The organism is Stenotrophomonas sp. (assembly GCF_035634915.1).
Taxonomy (GTDB): domain Bacteria; phylum Pseudomonadota; class Gammaproteobacteria; order Xanthomonadales; family Xanthomonadaceae; genus Stenotrophomonas.
The window spans coordinates 53,891-73,008 of the sequence record NZ_DASQCB010000010.1 but is presented as its reverse complement, the minus strand read 5'-3'; the positions used below and the strand labels follow the sequence as shown (position 1 = coordinate 73,008).

16 protein-coding genes are annotated in these 19,118 nt (G+C 68.5%); all 16 read right to left on the bottom strand.

All coding sequences use genetic code 11. The annotated features are described in order from the left end of the window. Positions 1–341: 341 nt before the first annotated feature. The gene (locus VER16_RS08180; protein ID WP_324807042.1) at positions 342–2,336 is read right to left on the bottom strand and encodes a chemotaxis protein CheA; all 1,995 of its coding nucleotides are present in this window, start codon (positions 2,334–2,336) and stop codon (positions 342–344) included. A gap of 54 nt (positions 2,337–2,390) precedes the next feature. Continuing rightward, positions 2,391–2,756 carry a response regulator gene (locus tag VER16_RS08175; RefSeq protein WP_070207889.1) on the bottom strand — a complete coding sequence of 122 codons (366 nt, stop codon included), beginning with the start codon at positions 2,754–2,756 and terminating at the stop codon, positions 2,391–2,393. Beyond that, the gene (locus VER16_RS08170; RefSeq protein ID WP_079221799.1) at positions 2,753–3,061 is read right to left on the bottom strand and encodes an STAS domain-containing protein; all 309 of its coding nucleotides are present in this window, start codon (positions 3,059–3,061) and stop codon (positions 2,753–2,755) included. The genes VER16_RS08175 and VER16_RS08170 overlap by 4 nt, the downstream gene beginning before the upstream one ends. Positions 3,062–3,219: 158 nt before the next feature. Continuing rightward, positions 3,220–4,479, bottom strand: a complete 1,260-nt coding sequence (locus VER16_RS08165; RefSeq protein ID WP_324807040.1) for a chemotaxis protein CheW — start codon at positions 4,477–4,479, stop codon at positions 3,220–3,222. Then, positions 4,476–5,258, bottom strand: a complete 783-nt coding sequence (locus tag VER16_RS08160; protein WP_324807038.1) for a ParA family protein — start codon at positions 5,256–5,258, stop codon at positions 4,476–4,478. Before VER16_RS08160 ends, VER16_RS08165 begins: the two co-directional genes overlap by 4 nt. 4 nt (positions 5,259–5,262) lie before the next feature. After that, the gene (motD, locus tag VER16_RS08155; protein ID WP_414716032.1) at positions 5,263–6,288 is read right to left on the bottom strand and encodes a flagellar motor protein MotD; all 1,026 of its coding nucleotides are present in this window, start codon (positions 6,286–6,288) and stop codon (positions 5,263–5,265) included. A 1-nt stretch (position 6,289) separates the two neighbouring features. Further along, positions 6,290–7,030, bottom strand: a complete 741-nt coding sequence (locus VER16_RS08150) for a flagellar motor protein (protein ID WP_324807037.1) — start codon at positions 7,028–7,030, stop codon at positions 6,290–6,292. A 102-nt stretch (positions 7,031–7,132) separates the two neighbouring features. After that, entirely contained in the window at positions 7,133–8,956 is a 1,824-nt protein-coding gene (locus tag VER16_RS08145) for a chemotaxis protein CheA (protein WP_324807035.1), read from the bottom strand. 2 nt (positions 8,957–8,958) lie between these two features. Then, positions 8,959–9,564, bottom strand: a complete 606-nt coding sequence (locus VER16_RS08140; protein ID WP_108765090.1) for a protein phosphatase CheZ — start codon at positions 9,562–9,564, stop codon at positions 8,959–8,961. Further along, on the bottom strand, positions 9,564–9,956 hold the full coding sequence (cheY, locus tag VER16_RS08135; protein ID WP_324807031.1) for a chemotaxis response regulator CheY: 393 nt from the start codon (positions 9,954–9,956) through the stop codon (positions 9,564–9,566). The genes VER16_RS08140 and cheY overlap by 1 nt, the downstream gene beginning before the upstream one ends. 56 nt (positions 9,957–10,012) lie before the next feature. Beyond that, positions 10,013–10,756: an RNA polymerase sigma factor FliA gene (locus VER16_RS08130; protein WP_324807029.1), complete on the bottom strand. Its 744-nt coding sequence runs from the start codon at positions 10,754–10,756 to the stop codon at positions 10,013–10,015. Then, on the bottom strand, positions 10,753–11,640 hold the full coding sequence (locus VER16_RS08125; protein ID WP_324807027.1) for a MinD/ParA family protein: 888 nt from the start codon (positions 11,638–11,640) through the stop codon (positions 10,753–10,755). The genes VER16_RS08130 and VER16_RS08125 overlap by 4 nt, the downstream gene beginning before the upstream one ends. Then, a complete protein-coding gene (gene flhF / locus VER16_RS08120; protein WP_324807025.1) occupies positions 11,627–13,369 on the bottom strand; it encodes a flagellar biosynthesis protein FlhF in 1,743 nt (580 codons plus the stop codon). Before flhF ends, VER16_RS08125 begins: the two co-directional genes overlap by 14 nt. Before the next feature lie 145 nt (positions 13,370–13,514). Continuing rightward, positions 13,515–15,620: a flagellar biosynthesis protein FlhA gene (gene flhA, locus VER16_RS08115; protein WP_324807023.1), complete on the bottom strand. Its 2,106-nt coding sequence runs from the start codon at positions 15,618–15,620 to the stop codon at positions 13,515–13,517. Continuing rightward, a complete protein-coding gene (gene flhB, locus VER16_RS08110; protein ID WP_324807021.1) occupies positions 15,617–16,747 on the bottom strand; it encodes a flagellar biosynthesis protein FlhB in 1,131 nt (376 codons plus the stop codon). Before flhB ends, flhA begins: the two co-directional genes overlap by 4 nt. Before the next feature lie 88 nt (positions 16,748–16,835). Continuing rightward, positions 16,836–19,082, bottom strand: a complete 2,247-nt coding sequence (locus tag VER16_RS08105; RefSeq protein ID WP_324807020.1) for a CocE/NonD family hydrolase — start codon at positions 19,080–19,082, stop codon at positions 16,836–16,838. Positions 19,083–19,118: the final 36 nt, after the last annotated feature.

The window sequence follows — 19,118 nt, the reverse complement described above, 5'->3', positions numbered from 1 at the left end:
GCCCGGGGAGTGCAGAGGGAAACGGTGGTGCCGGTGGGGGGCGGTGACTGCCGTCAAAGCCAGATAGCGGCGTGGTCCGCGCGGACTTTATGGATGGATGTCACATTTGTTTCGGGTACGCGAAAGCCTGCGAAAGCCTTGTGGGGCAGGAGCTTTCGTGGGTTGCGGTAGTTGCAGCGGAAACTGCTCCGGCGACGGAGGTCACAGTGCGCTGGGAGTGGGGTCAGATCCCTTTGCTGCGCAAAGGGATCTGACCCCGGAAGTGACTCCCGCGGCGCGGACACAAACGAAAACCGCCGCCCCTGCGGGCGGCGGTCCGGGTGACAGCGTGGCGGGTTGGATCAGGCGGCCTGCGGCACGCGCAGCGAACGCACCAGGCCACCGATGTCGACGATCAGCGCAACGCGGCCGTCGCCGAGGATGGTGGCACCGGACACCCCGCCGATGCGGCGGTAGTTGTTCTCGATGTTCTTCACCACCACCTGCTGCTGGCCGACCAGTTCGTCTACTTCCAGGGCGATCTTCTGGCCATCGCCCTCGACCACCACCACCAGCGATTCGCTGTTGGCGCTGCGGGTGCCGTAGCCGTAGTACTCGCTCAGCGACAGGATCGGCAGGTATTCGCCGCGCACGCGCAGCACGCGGCCTTCGCCGGCCATGCTGCGGATGTCCTCGGGCTGCGGCTGCAGGGCTTCCAGCACGTAGGCCAGCGGCAGGATCAGGGTTTCACCGGCCACCGCCACGGTCATGCCGTCGAGGATGGCCAGGGTAAGCGGCAGGCGGATCAGCGTGCGCGTACCGCTGCCCAGGCTGCTTTCGATCTGCACTTCGCCACCCAGCGCCTGGATGTTGCGGCGGACCACGTCCATGCCCACGCCTCGGCCGGACAGATCGGTCACCGCATCGGCGGTGGAGAAGCCCGGCTGGAAGATCAGGTCCCAGACCTGCGAATCGGTCGGGTTGTCCGGTACGGCCAGGCCGCGTTCGTGCGCCTTGGCCAGGATCTTCTCGCGGTTCAGGCCGCGACCGTCGTCACTGACTTCGATGACGATGTGACCGCCCTGGTGCGAAGCGGCCAGGGTGATCGTGCCGGTCTCGTCCTTGCCAGTGTCGCGACGCACGTCCGGCATTTCCAGGCCGTGGTCGATCGAGTTGCGCACAAGGTGAACCAGCGGATCAGCGATCTTTTCGATCAGGCCCTTGTCCAGTTCGGTACCCTCGCCGACGGTGCGCAGGCGCACCTGCTTGCCCAGGCGGGTGGACAGGTCGCGGACCAGGCGCGGGAAGCGGCGGAACACCGCATCGACCGGCAGCATGCGCACGCCGATCACCGCTTCCTGCAGGTCACGGGTGTTGCGTTCGAGCTGGTCCAGGCCGGCGAACAGGCTCTCGGCATGCACCGGGTCCAGCGCGTGCGAGACCTGCTTGAGCATGGCCTGGGTGATGACCAGTTCGCCGACCAGGTTGATCAGCGCGTCCACCTTGTCCACGCTGACGCGGATCGAGGTTTCGGCTTCCTGGTTGTTGCCACTGCTGGCGGCTGCTGCGGGCGCAGCAGCCACCGGTGCAGCGGGGGTGGAAGGGGCGGCAACGGGTGCAGAAGGGGCCTGGGTGGCCAGGCTCGGCGGCGCGGCCGGACGGATGTCCAGCTCGCAGTCGTCCAGTACCCAGGCAAAGGTGTCTTCGATCTTGCTGCGCGGCACCTTGCCGACCAGGCCCAGGTCCCACGCGAGGTGCGCTTCCAGCGGGTCGAGCTGGGCGAAACCGGGCAGGCGCTCCATGCGCGCGGCCACCTGCAGCGAACCCAGGTGTTCCAGTTCGCGGATGATGCGCAGCGGGTCGTTGCCGCTCATGAACAGCGACGGCGCGGGGGTGAAGCCGATCTGCCAGGCTTCGGGCGTGTCGTCCACCTTGGCTTCGGCAACCGCCGGAGCGCTGGCGGCGGCCTGGCCGGACAGCACGGCCTCCAGGCGCGCCTTCACTGCGGTGACGGCGGCCGGGTCGGCGGCCTGGCCGTGCTCGGCTTCGCGCAGCAGGGCGCGCAGCACGTCCACCGAGGACAGCATGGCGTCCACCGCAGCCGCTTCCAGGGCGCGCTTGCCGGCACGCAGCTCATCCAGCAGCGTTTCCAGCACATGGGTCAGGCCGGCAATCGCATCGAAGCCGAAGGTGCCGGCACCGCCCTTGATGGAATGGGCGGCGCGGAACACCGAATTGATGATCTCCGCGTCCTGTTGCCCCGATTCCAGGGCCAGCAGGCCGGCCTCCATCGCGTCGAGGCCTTCGCGGCTCTCTTCGAAGAACGTGGCGTGGAAGCGTTGCAGGTCCATGCTCATGGCAGAGGCAATCCGGAAACGGTGGGGTAGGGGTGGTTCAGGAGTGCGGGGCGATCAGCCCAGCACCTTCTGCACGGTGGCGACCAGCTGTTCGGGGTTGAACGGCTTGACCAGCCAGCCGGTGGCACCGGCGGCCTTGCCTTCGGACTTCTTGTCCGCGGCCGATTCAGTGGTCAGCATCAGCATCGGGGTGAACTTGTAGTCCGGCAGCTGGCGCAGTTCACGGATCAGGCTGATGCCATCCATGTTCGGCATGTTGACGTCGGTGACCACCGCGTTGAACCGCTGGCCCTTGGCGCGACCCAGCGCGACCGCGCCGTCTTCGGCTTCTTCAACGGCAAAGCCGGCCGAGGTGAGGGCGAAGGAAACCATCTGGCGCATCGACGCCGAATCGTCCACCACCAAGATACGTGCGCTCATGCAGCGTTCTCCACAGATTTCAGGTTGTCATGGGGTACGTCCAGGCCCAGGGCCTGGGTGACGCCCAACAGGCGGGCGGCGTCACGGAAGGTTGCAGTGCAACCGTGGAAGCCGGTGCCCAGGCCCGCCTCGCGGCGCGCCTGCACGAATGCACACAGCACCTGCACGCTGGCGGTGTGGATGCGACCGACCTGGCTTGCATCCAGGGTCAGTTCGCCTGCTTCCGCCACGAGGGGCGAAAGGCGGTTCTTGAGCTCGGTGCTGTTCTCGATGCCGAGATCGTCACCCAGTTCGACAGTGCTCATCGTTGCTCCGGACAAACGGTTCCGAGATCCATAACGGCATCGGGCGGGGGTTCTTTAGGGGGAATCATCCACGCATGGCGTGGATCTACCGGGGCGGTGGCCGGAGGGGCATCCACGCATGGCGTGGATCTACTGGACACGGCATGCCTGGATGGGGCTCAACTCAACAACCTGGTAGCGTCGAGCAGGATCATCGGCCGCTGGCTGATGCGGGCCACGCCACGGAACAGCTCGTTGGAGATCTGGCAGATGCGTGCCGTATCGGGCGGTTCGATCTGCGAATCGGTGAGGTTGGCCACGTCCTCGACCGCCGATACGCGCAGGCCGAGGGTTTCGCCGTTCTCCTCCAGCACCACGATGCGGGTCTGTGCATCATCTTCGCCGGTGGCTGCACCGAGATGGATGCCCAGGTCCATCACCGGCACGACCTGGCCGCGCAGGTTCATGATGCCGAGCATGGCCGGGGCGGTGCCGCGCAACGGCAGCAGTGGTACCGGCAGCACCACTTCCTGCACCTTCAGCAGTTCCAGGGCGTAGGCCTGGGTGCCGCAGCGCAGGCGCAGCCAGCGCGAGGTGCGTTCGGCTGCGCGGCGGTTGTGTGTGCTGGTGCCGTGCGGTGGCTGGTGGGCCTGGGCCTGCAGTTCCTGCCAGCTGCCGGGGCGGGTGCCCGCCGGTGCGTCCAGCGCGACACGTGGTGGCGGTGCGACGCCTGCGCGTGCGGCCGGGGCCGGGCTGGGCGCCGGTCGCGGCGTGGGTATCGCAGCCGGAGCCGGAGTTGGCGGGACGGGCACCGGTTCGCCTACTGCGGCCGCTTCAAAGGCGGCCTGCAGGGCGGGGCTGTCGGTGTGCGCCAGACGATGGCTGTCAGCACTGTCGGTCTCGTAGATCACTTCGTCCGGAAGATCGTCCCAGGTGGGCTTGGGCGCTGCCGGCTCTGCTGCAGGGACAGGCGCCGCTGCGCTCGCCGGGGGTGGCCCGGCGCTACCGGGGGTATCACCGGTTTCGTAGATGACTTCGGCGGGTAGATCATCCCAGGTGGGTTCGCGCTCGGGTACTGCCGGCGCAGCGGCGGATTCGAAGGCGGCCTCAAGCGAAGCGTCGTCGACGGCGGCGGTGATCGCGGCGGTGTCGCCGGTTTCGTAGATGACTTCGGCGGGCAGGTCGTCCCAGGTCGGTTCGCGCTCGGGCGCCGCTGGCGCAGCGGCGGATTCGAAGGTGGCCTCAAGCGAAGCGTCGTCGACGGCGGCGGTCATGGTGGCGTCGCCGGTTTCATGGATGACTTCGGAGGGCAGGTCGTCCCGGGTGGGCTCGCGCTCGGGCGCGACCGGCGCAGCGGCGGCCGGTGGCGGTGCGGGCACGGCAATCGCTTCGCCCAGCAGCTCGTCCAGGTAGTCGTCCAGTACGCCGGTGGTGGTCATGCTGCCTGCTCCAGCGCGCGCGCGTCTTCTCCGAGGATCCAGTTCAGGGCACGGCGGTATGCGGCCAGGCCACGGCCCGGGTATTCCTCGCCGATGCTCGGCAGGGTCAGGCCCGCGGCATTGCTGATGCGGGTGTCGATTGGGATCGCGTCTTCCCACACGCGGCTGCCGTGCCGGTCCTGCATGGTGCGCAGCGATTCGTTGCCGGCGCGGGTGCGGCGGTCGAACAGAGTGGGCAGGATCGAGATCGGCAGCGGACGGCGGCGCGAACGCTCGACCATTTCGCCGGTGCGGACCATACCGTCCAGGCCGTGCAGGGCCAGCGGTTCGGCCTGGGTGGGAATGATCAGGCGGTCAGCTGCGGCCAGCGCGTTGATCATCAGCAGGCCCAGGGTGGGTGCGCAGTCCAGCAGGATGTAGTCGTGCTGGCCGTGGTGGCGGGCAAGTGCATTCTGCAGCGCAAGGCCGAGGCCGGGCTGGTTGGCGCTGCGCCGTTCCAGCGTCGCCAGCGAGGCCTGTGCGCAGACGTAGTCCAGCCCGCCGGTGCTGCTGGGGTGGGTCAGTGCGGACAGTTCGGCAGGCGGTGTGCCGAACAGTTCCAGCACGCCCGCCGGCGCCGGCTCCACCGGCACGCCGAAGGCGCGGGTGAGCGAGGCGTGCGGGTCCAGGTCGATCAACAGCACGCGGTGGCCCTGTGCGGCCAGGCCGCGACCGAGGGCGAGGGTGGTGGTGGTCTTGCCGACTCCACCCTTCTGGTTGGCGACTGCCCAGATGCGCATCGGGTTACTCCTTCATTGCCGGGGGAACGGCGGCGCCGACGCGGCTGCCAGCCGGCACCGGCGGCAACTGCACCGGTGCGTTGGGGGAAAGGGTGGGACTGCGCGGCGCCGTGGCGGCCGCGTCCGCAGTCGTGCGGGACGAACCTGCGTTGGCATCGGCGGCGGCATTCAGGCGCTGGCCCAGCGGATCGACCGCGTGGCTGGTGTCGGCCAGGATGATGACCATCACCCGCCGGTTGCGGTTGCGGCCCTGGGCGCTGTCATTTTCCTCGCGCGGGCGGAACTGGCCGTAGCCCACCATCGCCAGCCGCGAAGGCTGCACGCCCTGGTCTGCGAACAGATGGACCACGCTGGCGGCGCGCCCGGCCGACAGTTCCCAGTTGGAGGGGAAGGTGGCGGTGGCGATCGGCACGTTGTCGGTGTGGCCTTCCACGCGCACGCTGTTGGGCACATCGCGCAGCACCTCGGCCAGGCTGGCCAGGGTCTGCCGCGCATGTACGTCCAGATTGGCTGAGCCGGTCGGGAACAGGATGTCGCTGTTGATCTCCACTTCGATCCACAGCTCGGTGCGGCGCACGCTGATCATGCCGCGGTCGATCAGCGGCGACAGCGCGGCGGTCAGCCGGTCGGCGATGCTGTTGAGCTGGCGCTCGGCACGCGCGATCTGCTCCTGGTTGTGCACCGAGACCGGCATGCGCATCTGCGAGGCCATCGCCGGCAGCAGAGTGGGATCGTGGGTGGGCGCGGGTGCGGACGGGCCGATCTTCGTGCCCGACTTGATGACCGAGGGGCTGTCCCAGCCGCCGCCCTGGACCTGCTTGTTGCCCACCTGCACCGGATTGATGGTACGCGGCGCACCGCCGAAGGCATCGGTGAGGGCATCGGCCATGATCCGGTACTTGCCCTCGTTGACCGAGGAAATGGCATACATGACCACGAAGAAGGCGAGCAGCAACGTCATCAGGTCGGCATAGGGGATGGCCCATGCCTCGTGGTTGGCGTGCTCTTCGTGGTGCTTGCGGCGGGCCATGTCAGTGCAGGAAACCGGTGAGGTTGGTTTCGATGTTGCGCGGGTTCTCGCCCTGGGCAATCGAGATCAGGCCTTCGATGACCATTTCGCGGTCGCGGGTGTTGTGGGCGATCACGCCCTTGAGCTTGGCGGCGATGGGCAGGAACAGCAGGTTGGCCGAGGCGATGCCGTAGATGGTGGCGGTGAACGCGGCAGCGATGCCGTGGCCAAGCTTGCTGGGGTCGGCCAGGTTCTTCATCACCGCGATCAGGCCCAGCACGGCGCCGATGATGCCCAGGGTGGGTGCATAGATGCCCATGGCCTCGAATACCTTGGCACCGGCCTGGTCCTGGTGTTCCTGGCTGCCCAGTTCGATTTCCAGCATGTGCCGGATCGATTCAGGTTCCACGCCATCGACCAGCAGCTGCAGGCCCTTGCGCAGGAACGGGTCGCGCTGCGCTTCCACCTGCGATTCCAGGCCCAGCAGGCCCTGCCGGCGGGCGATGTTGCTCCACTCGACGATCTGCTTGATCAGTTCGTGGCGGTCGCTGTGCGGCGGGCGCACGACCCAGCGCACGATCTTGAAGGCGTGCTTGAACACGGCCGGTGCGGTGTGCAGCAGGATGGCCGCCACGGTGCCGACGATCACGATCACGAAGGCCGCCGGCGACCACAGCGAGGCCAGGCCGGCGCCCTTCAGGATGCTGCCGCCGACCAGCGAGGCCAGGGCCAGAAAGAGTCCAATGAGGCTGAGTCTATCCATGGGTCCGGTATCGGCGTGTGTGAACGGGACTTGAGACACCGGGTGATCGTGTACAGACGGTAGTCACAGTTTTCGGGTTGCCGGGCCAGGCCCGGCGGGGGTTCATCGCAGGCCGTCCACGTCCAGGATCAGCGCCATGCGACCATCGCCGATCAAGGTTGCACCGGCATAACCGCGCAGGCCGCGCAGGGCCTTGGGCAGTGGCTTGATGACCACTTCCTCGCGGCCACGCACCTGGTCCACGACCAGGCCGAAGCGGGCTTCACCGGCCTGCAGCACCACGATGGTCAGCAGGGTGGAGGCGGCCGGCGTCACATCCAGCCACTGGCGCAGGTCGACCAGCGGCAGGGTGTGCGAGCGCCGGTCCAGCACCGCACGGCCATCGAACCAGCCCAGCGAGGTGCGCGGCGCGTGCAGCACTTCCATCACGCGGGCCAGTGGCAGGGCGTAGACATCCTCGCCGGCCTGCACCAGCAGGGTCGGCAGGATGGCCAGGGTGAGCGGGACGCGGATCAGGAAGCGGCTGCCGCGGCCCAGTTCAGACTGGATCTGGATCTGCCCGCTCAGTTCGCGGATGCGTGACTGCACCACGTCCATGCCCACGCCGCGGCCGGAAATGTCGGTGACCTGCTGCTTGGTGGAGAAGCCGGGCAGGAACACCAGGTGCAGGCACTCCTCGCTGCTCAGGCGGGCGGCGGCTTCCGGATCGATCAGGCCCTTTTCGCGCGCCTTGGCCCGCAGTTTTTCCGGGTCGATGCCGGCGCCATCATCCTGCACCTCGATGCTGACGTAGTCGCCTTCCTGCTGTGCGGACAGGCGCACATGGCCCATCCGCGGCTTGCCCTGCGCTTCGCGAAGGTCGGGCATTTCCACGCCGTGGTCGATGGCGTTGCGCACCAGGTGGACCAGCGGGTCGGCCAGCGCTTCGACCAGGTTGCGGTCCAGCTCGGTCTCGGCGCCGACCAGCTCCAGGTCCACTTCCTTCTGCAGCGAACGGGCAACATCGCGGGCGACCTTGGGGAAGCGCGAGAACACCTTGCCGACCGGCTGCATGCGGGTGCGCATGACTGCCGACTGCAGGCGTGCGGTGGCGATGTCCAGGGTGGACACGGCGCGGTCCAGCTCTTCATCGCGCAGGCGGGTGCGCAGGGTCTTGAGCCGGTTGCGCGACAGCACCAGTTCGCCGATCAGGTTGACGATGGCATCCAGGCGCTTGGTGTCCACGCGCACGGTGTGCTCGGCTTCGGCCACCGGCTTGTTCGCGGCTGGCTTGGGCGCGGCGCGCGGGGGCGGCGCGGGCGGGGCGACCGCCGGCACGACGGCCACCGGCTTCGAGCCCGGAACCGCGCCACCATGCAGCTGGTCGAGCAGGGCTTCGAACTCGTCTTCGCTGATCAGGCCATCGTCGGCCTTCTTCGGCGCGGCAACGGCAGTGGGTGCATTGCCGCCGTGCAGCTGGTCGAGCAGGGCTTCGAATTCGTCGTCGGTGATCAGGTCGCTGCCCGCAGCGGCCGGTGTTGCGGCGGCGCTCGGCGTGGGCGCAGCGCCACCGTGCACATCGAACTGGGCAATCAGTTCCGGCGGGGCATAGCCCGGTTCGGTGCCGGACGACACCGCATCGAGCATCGACTGCAGGTAGTCCAGCGATTGCTGGGCGGCATCGAAGTGACCGGACTGCAGCACGGCCTGGCCGGCGCGGGCCGCACCCAGCGCTTCTTCGGCGGCGTGGCACAGTTCGACCATGGCGGTGATGCCGAGGAAACCGGCGCCGCCCTTCAGCGTGTGGTAGCCACGGAACACCGCGTTGAGCTGGTCATTGTCCTGCGGCGCCTGTTCCAGCGACACCAGCTGTTCGCCCAGGCGATCCAGGATTTCCTGGGCCTCGATGATGAAATCGGCAGTGATGTCGTCGGCAACAGCGCTCATGCTTACAGCCCCAGGTCCGACAGCAGGTCGTCGGCGTCGTTCTGCGAGACCGCATGGCGGTCCAGTCCCTTCAGTGCCGGCCCGGCCAGTTCCGGGTCGGTGCGATGCTGTTCCGGTGGCAGGCCGAGCGCGCCGAAGCCTTCGTGCACGCGGCGGACGATGCCGACCACGCGACGGATGATCTGGCCGGTCAGGTCCTGGTAGCTCTGGGTCAGCGCGATCTCGGTCAGGTTGTGGCGGATGCGCTCCAGCTGCGCGTCCTGGCCCGGCTGCAGGCCATCGGCACGCAGCTGTTCGGTCAGGGCGCGGCATTCCTCGGCCAGGTCCAGGGTGCGGTGGGTGGCCTGTTCGGTCATCGCCACCACGTGGTCCAGGCGCGCACAGGCGTCGTCCAGCTCGCCGGCCTCGTCGGGCACGGTCGGCAGCTCGCCCAGCGCCTGGCCCAGTTCGCGGGCCAGCCGTGAAAGGCCGCTCATCATCGGCTGGGTGCGCGCGGCCACCAGGCTGTCGATGCGCTGGCGCCAGGCCGCCTCGTCGCCTGACTCCAGGGCATCCAGGGCCTCCTGCAGGCGCAGGGCAAGGGCGCTTCTGTCGACCGGGGTATCCATCAGGCGCTGGCCGCCAGGCGTTCGAAGATCTTGCCCAGCTTCTCTTCCAGGGTCTGCGCGGTGAACGGCTTGATGATGTAGCCGTTGACGCCGCTCTGCGCCGCTTCGATGATCTGCTCGCGCTTGGCTTCGGCGGTCACCATCAGCACCGGCAGGGTCTTCAGCTTGGCATCGGAACGGATGGCCTTGAGCAGTTCGATGCCGGTCATGACCGGCATGTTCCAGTCGGTGACCACGAAATCGAACGGCTGGCTCTGCAGCATCGACAGCGCGGCATGCCCGTCCTCGGCTTCGGCGGTATTGGTGAAGCCCAGATCGCCCAGCAGGTTCTTGACGATGCGACGCATGGTCGAAAAGTCGTCAACGATCAGGATGCGCATGTTCTTGTTCAAAGCAGAGTTCCTTTGGTGTTCATTCCGGGCGGCCGGGGGCAGCCGACCCGTTCATGTCATTCTTCAAGGCCCGCGTCGGCGGCCTCGAAGGTTTTCAGGCGGCCGCGCAGGCGCAGCACGGCCTGGCCGTGGATCTGGCAGACCCGCGACTCGCTCACGCCGAGCACCGCGCCGATCTCCTTCAGGTTCAGCTCCTGCTCGTAGTAGAGCGAAAGCACCAGCTGTTCGCGCTCGGGCAGCAGACCGATGGCCTTGCCCAGCTCGCGGCCGAATTCGCCGCGTTCCAGCACCTGCTGCGGGGTCGGGCCGCCCTGGGCCACGGTGTCCAGCTCGCCCTGGTCCTCGATGCGCGATTCCAGGCTCAGCACCTGGCCACGCGAGGCGTCTTCCATCAGGCGCAGGTATTCGGGCAGGGGCATGTCCATCGCCGCAGCCACCTCGGTGGCGCTGGCGGCGCGGCCGGTGCTCTGTTCCAGCCGGCGGATGGTGGCGGCCGCGTCGCGGGCGCGGCGGTGCACCGAGCGCGGTACCCAGTCACCACGGCGGATCTCGTCGATCATCGAGCCGCGGATGCGGATCGAGGCGTAGGTTTCAAACGACGCGCCCTGGTCGGCGTCGTAGCTGCGCGAGGCTTCGATCAGGCCCATCATGCCGGCCTGGATCAGGTCGTCCACTTCCACGCTGGCCGGCAGGCGCGCGGCCAGGTGGTGGGCGATGCGCCGCACCAGGTCCGAGTGCTGGGTGATGACGTCGGTCGCGTTCGAGCGCTGGACTTCCTTGTACTGGGCTGCGCCTTTCATACGGTCACCCCACGCTGCTTGAGGATGCGTTCGAGGAAGAACTCGACGCCACCACGCGGTTCGGTGGGCGCCTGCCAACGGGCGGTGCGGCGGGCGATCTCGGTGATCGCCAGCGCGGCCGGGCTGGACGGGTAGGCTTTCACCACCGGCTGCTGGCGCTGCACCGACAGGCGCAGCCAGTCATCCTGCGGCACGCAGCCGAGGTAGTTCAGTGACACATCGGCGAGGAACTTCTCGCAGACCCGGCTCAGCTTTTCGTACAGCACGCGGCCTTCGTTGGGGTCGCGCACCATGTTGGCCACCACCTGGATGCGGTCCACGCCACGTTCGCGCGACAGGACCTTGATCAGCGCATAGGCGTCGGTGATCGAGGCCGGCTCGTCACAGACCACCACCACGGTGTCCTGTGCGGCCTGGCAGAAGGTCAGCACGCCATCGGTGATGCCGGCGGCGGTGTCGACCACCATGATGTCCAGGTCGCGTTCCAGTTCGGAGAACACGTTGACCAGGCCGACGTGCTCGGCCGGGGCCAGTTCGGCCATGTGCCGGCGGCCCGAGGCGGCCGGCACCACCAGCACCCCGTTGGGGCCCTCGATGATCACGTCCTCCAGGCTGCAGCGGCCGGCCACCAGGTCGGCCAGGGTGAAGGTGGGGCTCAGGCCGAGGATGACGTCGATGTTGGCCAGGCCCAGGTCGGCGTCCAGCAGCAGGGTGCGCTTGCCCATGCCGGCCAGTGCCACGGCCAGGTTGGCCGACACATTGGTCTTGCCCACGCCGCCCTTGCCGCCGGTCACCGCAATGGTGCGGACAGGGCCGAGCGGCTCGCTGCGGGTGGCCGACAGCGGGAAGGTAGTGGTCAGCTTGGCGTACTCACGCGACGGCATGGTTCAACTCCGGGTTGCAGGGCATATCGGCCGCTCGGCGCAAATCTTCAAGGCGAAGTACAAGATTGGCTGCACTGGCCCGGTGCAGGTCCTCTGGCACGTCCTGGCCGTCGGTCACCCAGGTGATCGGCAGGGCGTGGTCGACGGCCACCGACAGGGCATTGCCGAAGCGGCCGGTCTCGTCCAGCTTGCTCAGGACCAGGCCCTGCAGGTTGGCGGCACCGAAGCGGCGGACCACCTCGTCCATGTCGCCGAAGCTGGTGTTGGCCGGCAGCACCAGCAGGGTGCGCACCTGGCGGGCGGCGCGCAGCCACTGCAGCTGGGCGGCCAGGGCGCGGTCGCGCGGGCCCAGGCCGGCGGTGTCGATCAGCACCAGCTTGTAGTCCTGCAGGCGTTCCAGCAGCTGGTCCAGGTCGGTGCCGCTGTTGGCCTCGTGGACGGCGATGCCGAGCTGGCGGCCGTACCCGTACAGCTGCTCGCGGGCACCGATACGCATCGTGTCGGTGGTCACCAGGGCGACGTCACGCGGGGCGTGCTTTTCGGCAAAGCGCGAGGCCAGCTTGGCGATGGTGGTGGTCTTGCCGGCCCCGGTGGGACCGACCAGGGCGATCACTCCGCCGGCTTCCAGCGGGTCGACCGGGGCGATCGGCAGTTTGCGCGAGATCAGCCCCAGCATCAGGCCGCGGCCACGGTGGGCCTCGGTGTCCAGCGGAATCTGCATGGCCACGTCGCGCGACAGGCCGGTATCGAAGCCGTACTCATCCATCAGATCCAGGGCGGCAGCCCGCACCGCGCTGCCGCGCAGGCGCTCGTCGGTAAAGCGGTTCATTTCGCGCTCGATCACCTGGCGCATGCCGGCCACTTCCTGGCGCAGCTGGCGGATCTCGCCGTCATCGGCGGCGACCACGGTCAGGGTCGGGGCGGGGGCAAGCTGCGGAGCCGGAGCCGGAGCCGGGATCGGCTGGGGCGCGGCAACCGGCGTCATGTCATTGGCCGGGGCAGCGGCGACCTCGACCACAGGCGCGGTGAAGGCGACTTCGACCGGAGCTTGGACCACTGCAGCGGCCATGGCGATGGCTGGCGCCGGCGCCGGTGCGGCGCCAGGAATGGGCGGCGGCAGCGTGGGGGCGCTGTCCTCTTCCAGCGGCGGGTCGATCAGGAAGCGGGCGCGGTTGATCGGCGCAGCCACGGGGGGCTGGACCGGAGCCTGGGCCGGGTACGGGTCGGCAGGCAGCACGTGCCTGGCCGGCGGTGCCACGATGGCCTCGGCGTACGGGGCGAAGATCTGTTCCGGCAGTGCCGATTCATTGACGCCCGCGCGGGCCAAGGTAGCGGCGAAGCCGGTGCTGCCGCGGGTCGGCACGATCTCGTCGGCACTGTCCAGGGTGCGGCCGGTTGCGCCCACGGCGGCGCGGGCCAGGGCGGCCACGGCCGAAGTGGTGGCCGCGACCGGCTCGGCGGCGGTGGTGGCGCTGCGGCGGCGGCTGACGGCGGCGATGACCGCGTCGGCGGCGGTGCGCGGCTTCGGCGGCGGCGGCGGTGCAATCTCGCGGCGCGAGGCTTCCAGTGCACGCTGCACGACGCTCTCGTCGTAGTGCGCGGCTGCGACGATTTCGATGCCTTCCTCGATCCGCCGGTTGGACAGGATCACCGCGTCGGGGCCATGTTCCTTGCGCACCAGGTTCATGGCCGAGCGCATGTCGGCGGCGACGAATCGTTTGATTTTCATGCTGTGGTCACGGGACGAAGTCGGCGGAGTGGCAGTCGGAGAACGCGGGTGGTCGGTGGTCTGCACGGTTCGGGTTCCCCTTGGAATCTGTCGTGTGGTGCGGTTTGAAAGTGATGTCTGTTTTCTGGCGCTTGGAAGGGCGGCGTCAGCTGATCGTTCCGACCAGTTTCAGGCGCTTGTCTTCCGGCACTTCGCTGTAGGCCAGGACCGACAGCGACGGAACGCTGTGGCGGACCAGGCGCGCCAGCGCGGCGCGCACCGGGCCCGGTACCAGCACGACCGCCGGCTCGTTTCGCGCTTCCTGCTTGCTGACACATTCGGCCAGGCTCTGGTGCAGTCGCTCTGCGAGTCCGGGTTCCAGCGCGGCGCCGTTGCCCTGCGTGGACTCCTGCAAGACACGTTCCAATTGCGGGTTGAGGGTGAACACCGGCAGCTCCGCCGACATTCCGGCGATTTCCTGCACGATGAAGCGGCCCAGCGTGTTGCGCACGGCGGCGGTCAACGTGGCCGGGTCCTGGGTGAGCGGGGCATGCTCGACCAGTGCCTCGGCGATCTTGCGCAGCTGGCGGATCGGGATGCGCTCGACCAGCAGGTTCTGCAGCACGCGTACCACCGCCGACAGCGGCAGTGCCTTGGGCGTCAGATCTTCGACGAGCTTCGGCGCGCTCTTGCCCAGGTTGGCCAGCAGGTGCTGCACCTCTTCGTGGCCCAGCAGTTCCGGCGCGTGTTCGCGGATCAGGTGGGAAAGATGGGTGGCGACCACGGTGGCCGGGTCGACCACGGTGTAGCCCATGGTCTCGGCCTGTGCACGCTGATGCGGCTGGATCCAGGTGGCATCCAGGCCGAATGCGGGATCCTTGCCGGCGATGCCCTCCAACGGGCCCAGTGCGCTGCCCGGGTCCAGGGCCAGCTCGCGGTCGGGATGGATGTCGGCGGTGGCCACCGGCACGCCATGCACCAGCACCCGGTAGCCGTTGGCCGGCAGCTCGAGGTTGTCGCGGATGTGCACAGAGGGAATCAGGAAGCCCACGTCCTGGGTCAGCTTGCGGCGTACGCCCTTGATGCGCGCCATCAATTCGCCGCCCTGGCTGCTGTCCACCAGCGGAATCAGCCGATAGCCCACTTCCAGGCCGAGCGGATCGACCGGGCGCAGTTCGTCCCAGCTCAGTTCCGCGGTGGGGGCCGGTGCGGCCGGGCGGCCCAATGCATTCACCGGCCCGTTTTCGCCTGCCTTGGCGGCCTCGTCGGCGGCCGGGGCCTGGGATTTGCGGTACAGCTTCCAGGCGATGAAGCCGAGGATGGCGGCCAGCGTCAGGAAAGCGACGTTCGGCATGCCTGGCACCAGGCCGACCAGGCCGATGATGCCGGCGGTGATGGCCAGCGCGCGGTACTGGCCGAACACCTGGCCGGTCATGGCCTGGGCCATGTCCTGCGAGCGCGAGGCGCGGGTGACCAGCATGGCCACGGCGCTGGAGATCAGCAGGGCCGGCAGCTGCGCCACCAGACCGTCACCGATGGACAGCAGGGTATAGGTGGCGGCGGCATCGCCGAACGGCATGCCATGCTGCAGTACGCCCACGGCCAGGCCGCCGAGCATGTTGATGAACAGGATCAGGATGCCGGCGATGGCATCACCGCGGATGAACTTGCTGGCACCGTCCATCGCACCGTAGAAGTCGGCTTCCTCGCGGACCTCTTCACGGCGGGCCTTGGCTTCCTCACGCGTCAGCAAACCGGCGTTCAGGTCGGCGTCGATGGCCATCTGCTTTCCGGGCATGGCATCGAGGATGAAGCGTGCGGTCACTTCCGAGACGCGCCCGGCGCCCTTGGTGATGACCACGAAGTTGATGATGGTGAGGATGGCGAAGACCACGATGCCGACGGCGTAGTTGCCACCGATGACGAACTCGCCGAAGGCGGCGATGACCTTGCCGGCCGCGTCGTGGCCGTTCTGGCCGTTGAGCAGGATCACGCGGGTCGAGGCCACGTTCAGCGCCAGCCGCAGCATGGTGGTGACCAGCAGCACGATCGGGAAGATGGTGAAATCCAGCGGGCGCTTCACGTAGACCACCGCCAGCAGCACCATCAGCGAGATGGCGATGTTGAAGGTGAACAGCGCATCGAGCACCGGCGCGGCCAGCGGTACCACGACCATGGCCAGCAGGGCCAGCACGATCAGCGGCGCGCCAAGGCCCTGGCGGATCATTTCCAGGGCGCGGCGGGTGTTGAAGCCGGATGTCTGGGCGCTCATGGGCGGTCTCCCTTGCCGAATTCATCCACGTCCACGTTCGGGGCGGGCGGCATCGGGCCGGTCCGCCAGCTGCGCAGCTGGTAGACGTAGGACAGCACCTGGGCGACGGCGGAGTACAGTCTCACGGGAATTTCCTTTCCGAGTTGCCCTTCCCGATACAAGGCGCGTGCCAAAGGCGGGGCCGAGACGATCGCGACCTTGTTGCCGTCGGCCACCTCGCGGATGCGCAGGGCGGTTTCGTCCACGCCCAGGGCAACCACCGTCGGGGCGCCCATGCTGCTGCCCTCGTACTTCAGGGCCACGGCGTAGTGGGTGGGGTTGACCACCACCACGTCGGCAGTGGGCACCGCTTCCATCATCCGGCGGTTGGCCAGCTGCTGCTGCATGTGCCGGATGCGGCCCTTCACTTCCGGGCTGCCCTCGCTTTCCTTCATTTCCCGGCGCAGTTCCTCGCGGGTCATCTTCAGCTTGCGCATCCAGTTCCAGCGCTGGTACGGGGCGTCGATGGCGGCCAGCACCAGCATCGAGCCGGCCGTGGCCAGCAGCAGCTTGAGGGTGAAGCCCAGGCCGTGGCCGATGGCCGATTCCAGCGGCTGGCTGAGCAGGCCGCGCAGGCTGTCGAAGCTGTTGGCGAACACCAGCGCGGCCGCGGCCCCGACGAACACCACGCGCAGCAGGGATTTGATGAATTCGGCGCCGGCTTCCGCCCCCCACATGCGCTTCAGGCCGGCCATGGGGCTGAGCCGCTTGGGGTCGGGCACCAGCGATTTGTTGGACCAGCGCAGCCCGCCCATCACCACCGGGGCCAGGAAGCTGGCCAGTACGCACACCAGCAGCAGCGGCCAGCAGGCCAGCAACAGGCGCAGGAACAGCATGCCGAAGTGGCCGAACAGCAGCTGCGGGTTCTGCCACAGGGCCGGATCGGGGCTGAGTGCGGCGCGCATCCAGGCCCGGCCATTGGCGCCCAACGAGGCGCTGCCGGCCATGATGGCGATCACCCCGGCGCCGAACACCGCTACGGTGGCCAGTTCGCGCGAGCGGGGGATGTTGCCCTGGTCGCGGGCTTCACGCAGGCGCTTTTCTGTTGGCTGTTCGGTCTTTTCGCCTGCGTCTTCGTTCTCGGACATCACGGGCACTGCGGCTGGGGTTGCCGGGGTGCGTGCAAGAACTGTTCCGTGACGTGCTGTTCGTGTGGAGCCGAGCGCAGGCTCGGCTCTACAGCAGGGCGTCGTCGGCCGCCTGCAGCGGTATCGTCAGCACGCTGTCACTGTGCCAGTCCACCTGCAGCGGGACGCCCGCATCGGCGGCGGATTCATCGCTGACATCGCGCCCGGTGCCGTGGTTCACCTGGTGCATCGCGTCCTTCAGAACATCCACCTTCACCAGCAGGCGGCTGCCGGCAGCCAGGCGTCGGGCCACCATGCGGGTGCGGTCGAAGGGCAGGTGGGTCCATTGCCCCGGCTGCAGCAGGTGCCGGGTGGTCGGGTCGCGCACATGGCTGGCCCGGCCCATGTAATAGGACAGCTGCATGCGCCGGCCATCGGCAAGCAGTTCGTACAGGGTGACGGTGCAGTCCAGGTCGCGCTTGTTGATGCGCACCTTCAGGTCGCCCGAGAAGCTGCCGACCAGGTCCATCGGCCCACTGAACGGGGCGGAGACGAAGGACAGCGCGGTGTCTGCCGTGTCCTGCGCTTCGATGATCGGGAACGGGTAGTAGCCGTGGCGCATTTCGCTGCGGTCGGCCATGTCGACGGTCTGCCGCAGCTGGCCGGGCGTGGGCGCCTGTTCCTGCAGGTGGTGATAACCCTCGGCCGAGGCGGGCGCAGCCGACAGGTGGTAGCGCCGCTGGCCGCCGGCAGCAGCGTCCAGCGTCGGCGCATGCCCCCAGCGGTTGGCACCCATCAGCTGGTAGTTCACCCGGTCGGGCACCAGTGCCGGGCGCGGGGCGCCGCGCAGCACGTGGTCAAGCCACTGGAAGGTGACCGCCGGGGTGTCGAACTGGGCGGCAGCGTCCAGCGTGTAGCCGCGCAGCTGCATCGGCTTGAGCGGCGACTGCGCACCGCCGTGGTCGTAGGGTCCGATCAGCAGCGCATGGTCGGCATCGGGGCGGTGGCGCAGATGCTCCTTGAAGTACTGCAGTGCCGAAATCTGGCCGTCGTCATAGTAGCCGGTGATGGTCAGCACCGGGATGCGGATGTCGTTGAACTGGTCGCCGTAAGGAACCATGGCCTGCCAGTAGCCGTCGTAGCTGGGGTGGTCGAGCCAGCGCTGCAGCCACGGGTTGGGCGTGCCGTCCACCTGGTCGATCTGCCGGTAAGGCAGGCCGGAGGCATACCAGCGCGGGCCCAGCTGTGACCAGCGCGCGTTCTGCGCATAGGTGGCGTTGTCCAGCATCGGTCCGTTGGCCACGTAGAACGCCCAGCCGTAGTTCGCGCTGAGGAACACGTTGTTCTCCATCGGCAGGCCCTGGCCGGGAATCGCGGCGACGTAGGGCACGATGGTCTTCAGGGCGGGATGGTGGTGGCGCGCGGCTGCCCACGCGGTGAAGCCCTCGTAGCTGCCGCCGTACATCGCCACCCGGCCATCGTTCCAGGGCTGGAGGCTGATCCAGTCGATGGCCGCGTTGGCATCCTCGCCGTCATGTTCGTAAGGGGCGATGGTGCCGGTGCCCTGGCCCTTGCCGCGTGCGTCGACGATGAGGCCGGCGTAACCATGGGCGGCGGCCAGCAGCATCTTCAGCCGGTTCTTCGGTGGATCGGTGTAGATCGTGAAGAGCATGGCCGCCGGCAGCGGCGTGGTGGCCGTACGCGGCCGCGCCAGCTGGGCGGACAGCACCACGCCTTCGGCTGCCGGAATACGCAGGCTGTCATCGATCACGAAGCGGCGCTGTTCCTCGGCGGCCAACAGCGGCGGGGCCAGCGCAGCCGCTGCGGTCTGCGCGCGCAGCACCGCCTGCAGGCGCACCAGTTCCAGGGCAGCTGCCTCGGGCAGGGCGCCGCCTTCCTGTGCCGCGAGTGCCTGCGCCCGCTGCGCGCGCACCGCAGCCGGGTCGACGCGCAGGGTGCCATCGGACTGAACGGCCGCGACATCGTCCAGCGCATTGAAGAGGGTATGGAACGCGCGCGCATAGGCAGGCGCATCGTTACCGGCGGCGGTGGCCAGCAGCAGCATCGAGGTCCAGCGCTGCGCCGCTGCCGAGTCGTTGGCGGCGGTGAGATCCCGGCGCACCTTCTCGATCGCGGTCCGTGCTTCCGGGTAGCGGCCTGCGGCCAGCAGTGCATGGCTGCGCTGCGCTTCGGTCACCGCGGAGGAGTGCAGCACTTCGCCGGCCAGGTGCTGCAGGGCGGCATCGACCTGCGCCGGTGGCGCATCGCGCGGCAGCGACCACGGCAGATCGGCGGCAGCGGCGCGCATGCAGGCAAGCGCCAGCAGCAGGCCAACGAGGGTAGTCCGAACGGTCACAGCCTCTTCCTTGGGTGACGGGCAGGCGGGCCCATC

Coding starts and splice junctions, on each gene's coding strand:
- VER16_RS08180 (WP_324807042.1), bottom strand. CDS start 2,336: ATGAGCATGGACCTGCAACGCTTCCACGCCACGTTCTTCGAAGAGAGC.
- VER16_RS08175 (WP_070207889.1), bottom strand. CDS start 2,756: ATGAGCGCACGTATCTTGGTGGTGGACGATTCGGCGTCGATGCGCCAG.
- VER16_RS08170 (WP_079221799.1), bottom strand. CDS start 3,061: ATGAGCACTGTCGAACTGGGTGACGATCTCGGCATCGAGAACAGCACC.
- VER16_RS08165 (WP_324807040.1), bottom strand. CDS start 4,479: ATGACCACCACCGGCGTACTGGACGACTACCTGGACGAGCTGCTGGGC.
- VER16_RS08160 (WP_324807038.1), bottom strand. CDS start 5,258: ATGCGCATCTGGGCAGTCGCCAACCAGAAGGGTGGAGTCGGCAAGACC.
- motD (WP_414716032.1), bottom strand. CDS start 6,288: ATGGCCCGCCGCAAGCACCACGAAGAGCACGCCAACCACGAGGCATGG.
- VER16_RS08150 (WP_324807037.1), bottom strand. CDS start 7,030: ATGGATAGACTCAGCCTCATTGGACTCTTTCTGGCCCTGGCCTCGCTG.
- VER16_RS08145 (WP_324807035.1), bottom strand. CDS start 8,956: ATGAGCGCTGTTGCCGACGACATCACTGCCGATTTCATCATCGAGGCC.
- VER16_RS08140 (WP_108765090.1), bottom strand. CDS start 9,564: ATGGATACCCCGGTCGACAGAAGCGCCCTTGCCCTGCGCCTGCAGGAG.
- VER16_RS08130 (WP_324807029.1), bottom strand. CDS start 10,756: ATGAAAGGCGCAGCCCAGTACAAGGAAGTCCAGCGCTCGAACGCGACC.
- VER16_RS08125 (WP_324807027.1), bottom strand. CDS start 11,640: ATGCCGTCGCGTGAGTACGCCAAGCTGACCACTACCTTCCCGCTGTCG.
- flhF (WP_324807025.1), bottom strand. CDS start 13,369: ATGAAAATCAAACGATTCGTCGCCGCCGACATGCGCTCGGCCATGAAC.
- flhA (WP_324807023.1), bottom strand. CDS start 15,620: ATGAGCGCCCAGACATCCGGCTTCAACACCCGCCGCGCCCTGGAAATG.
- flhB (WP_324807021.1), bottom strand. CDS start 16,747: ATGTCCGAGAACGAAGACGCAGGCGAAAAGACCGAACAGCCAACAGAA.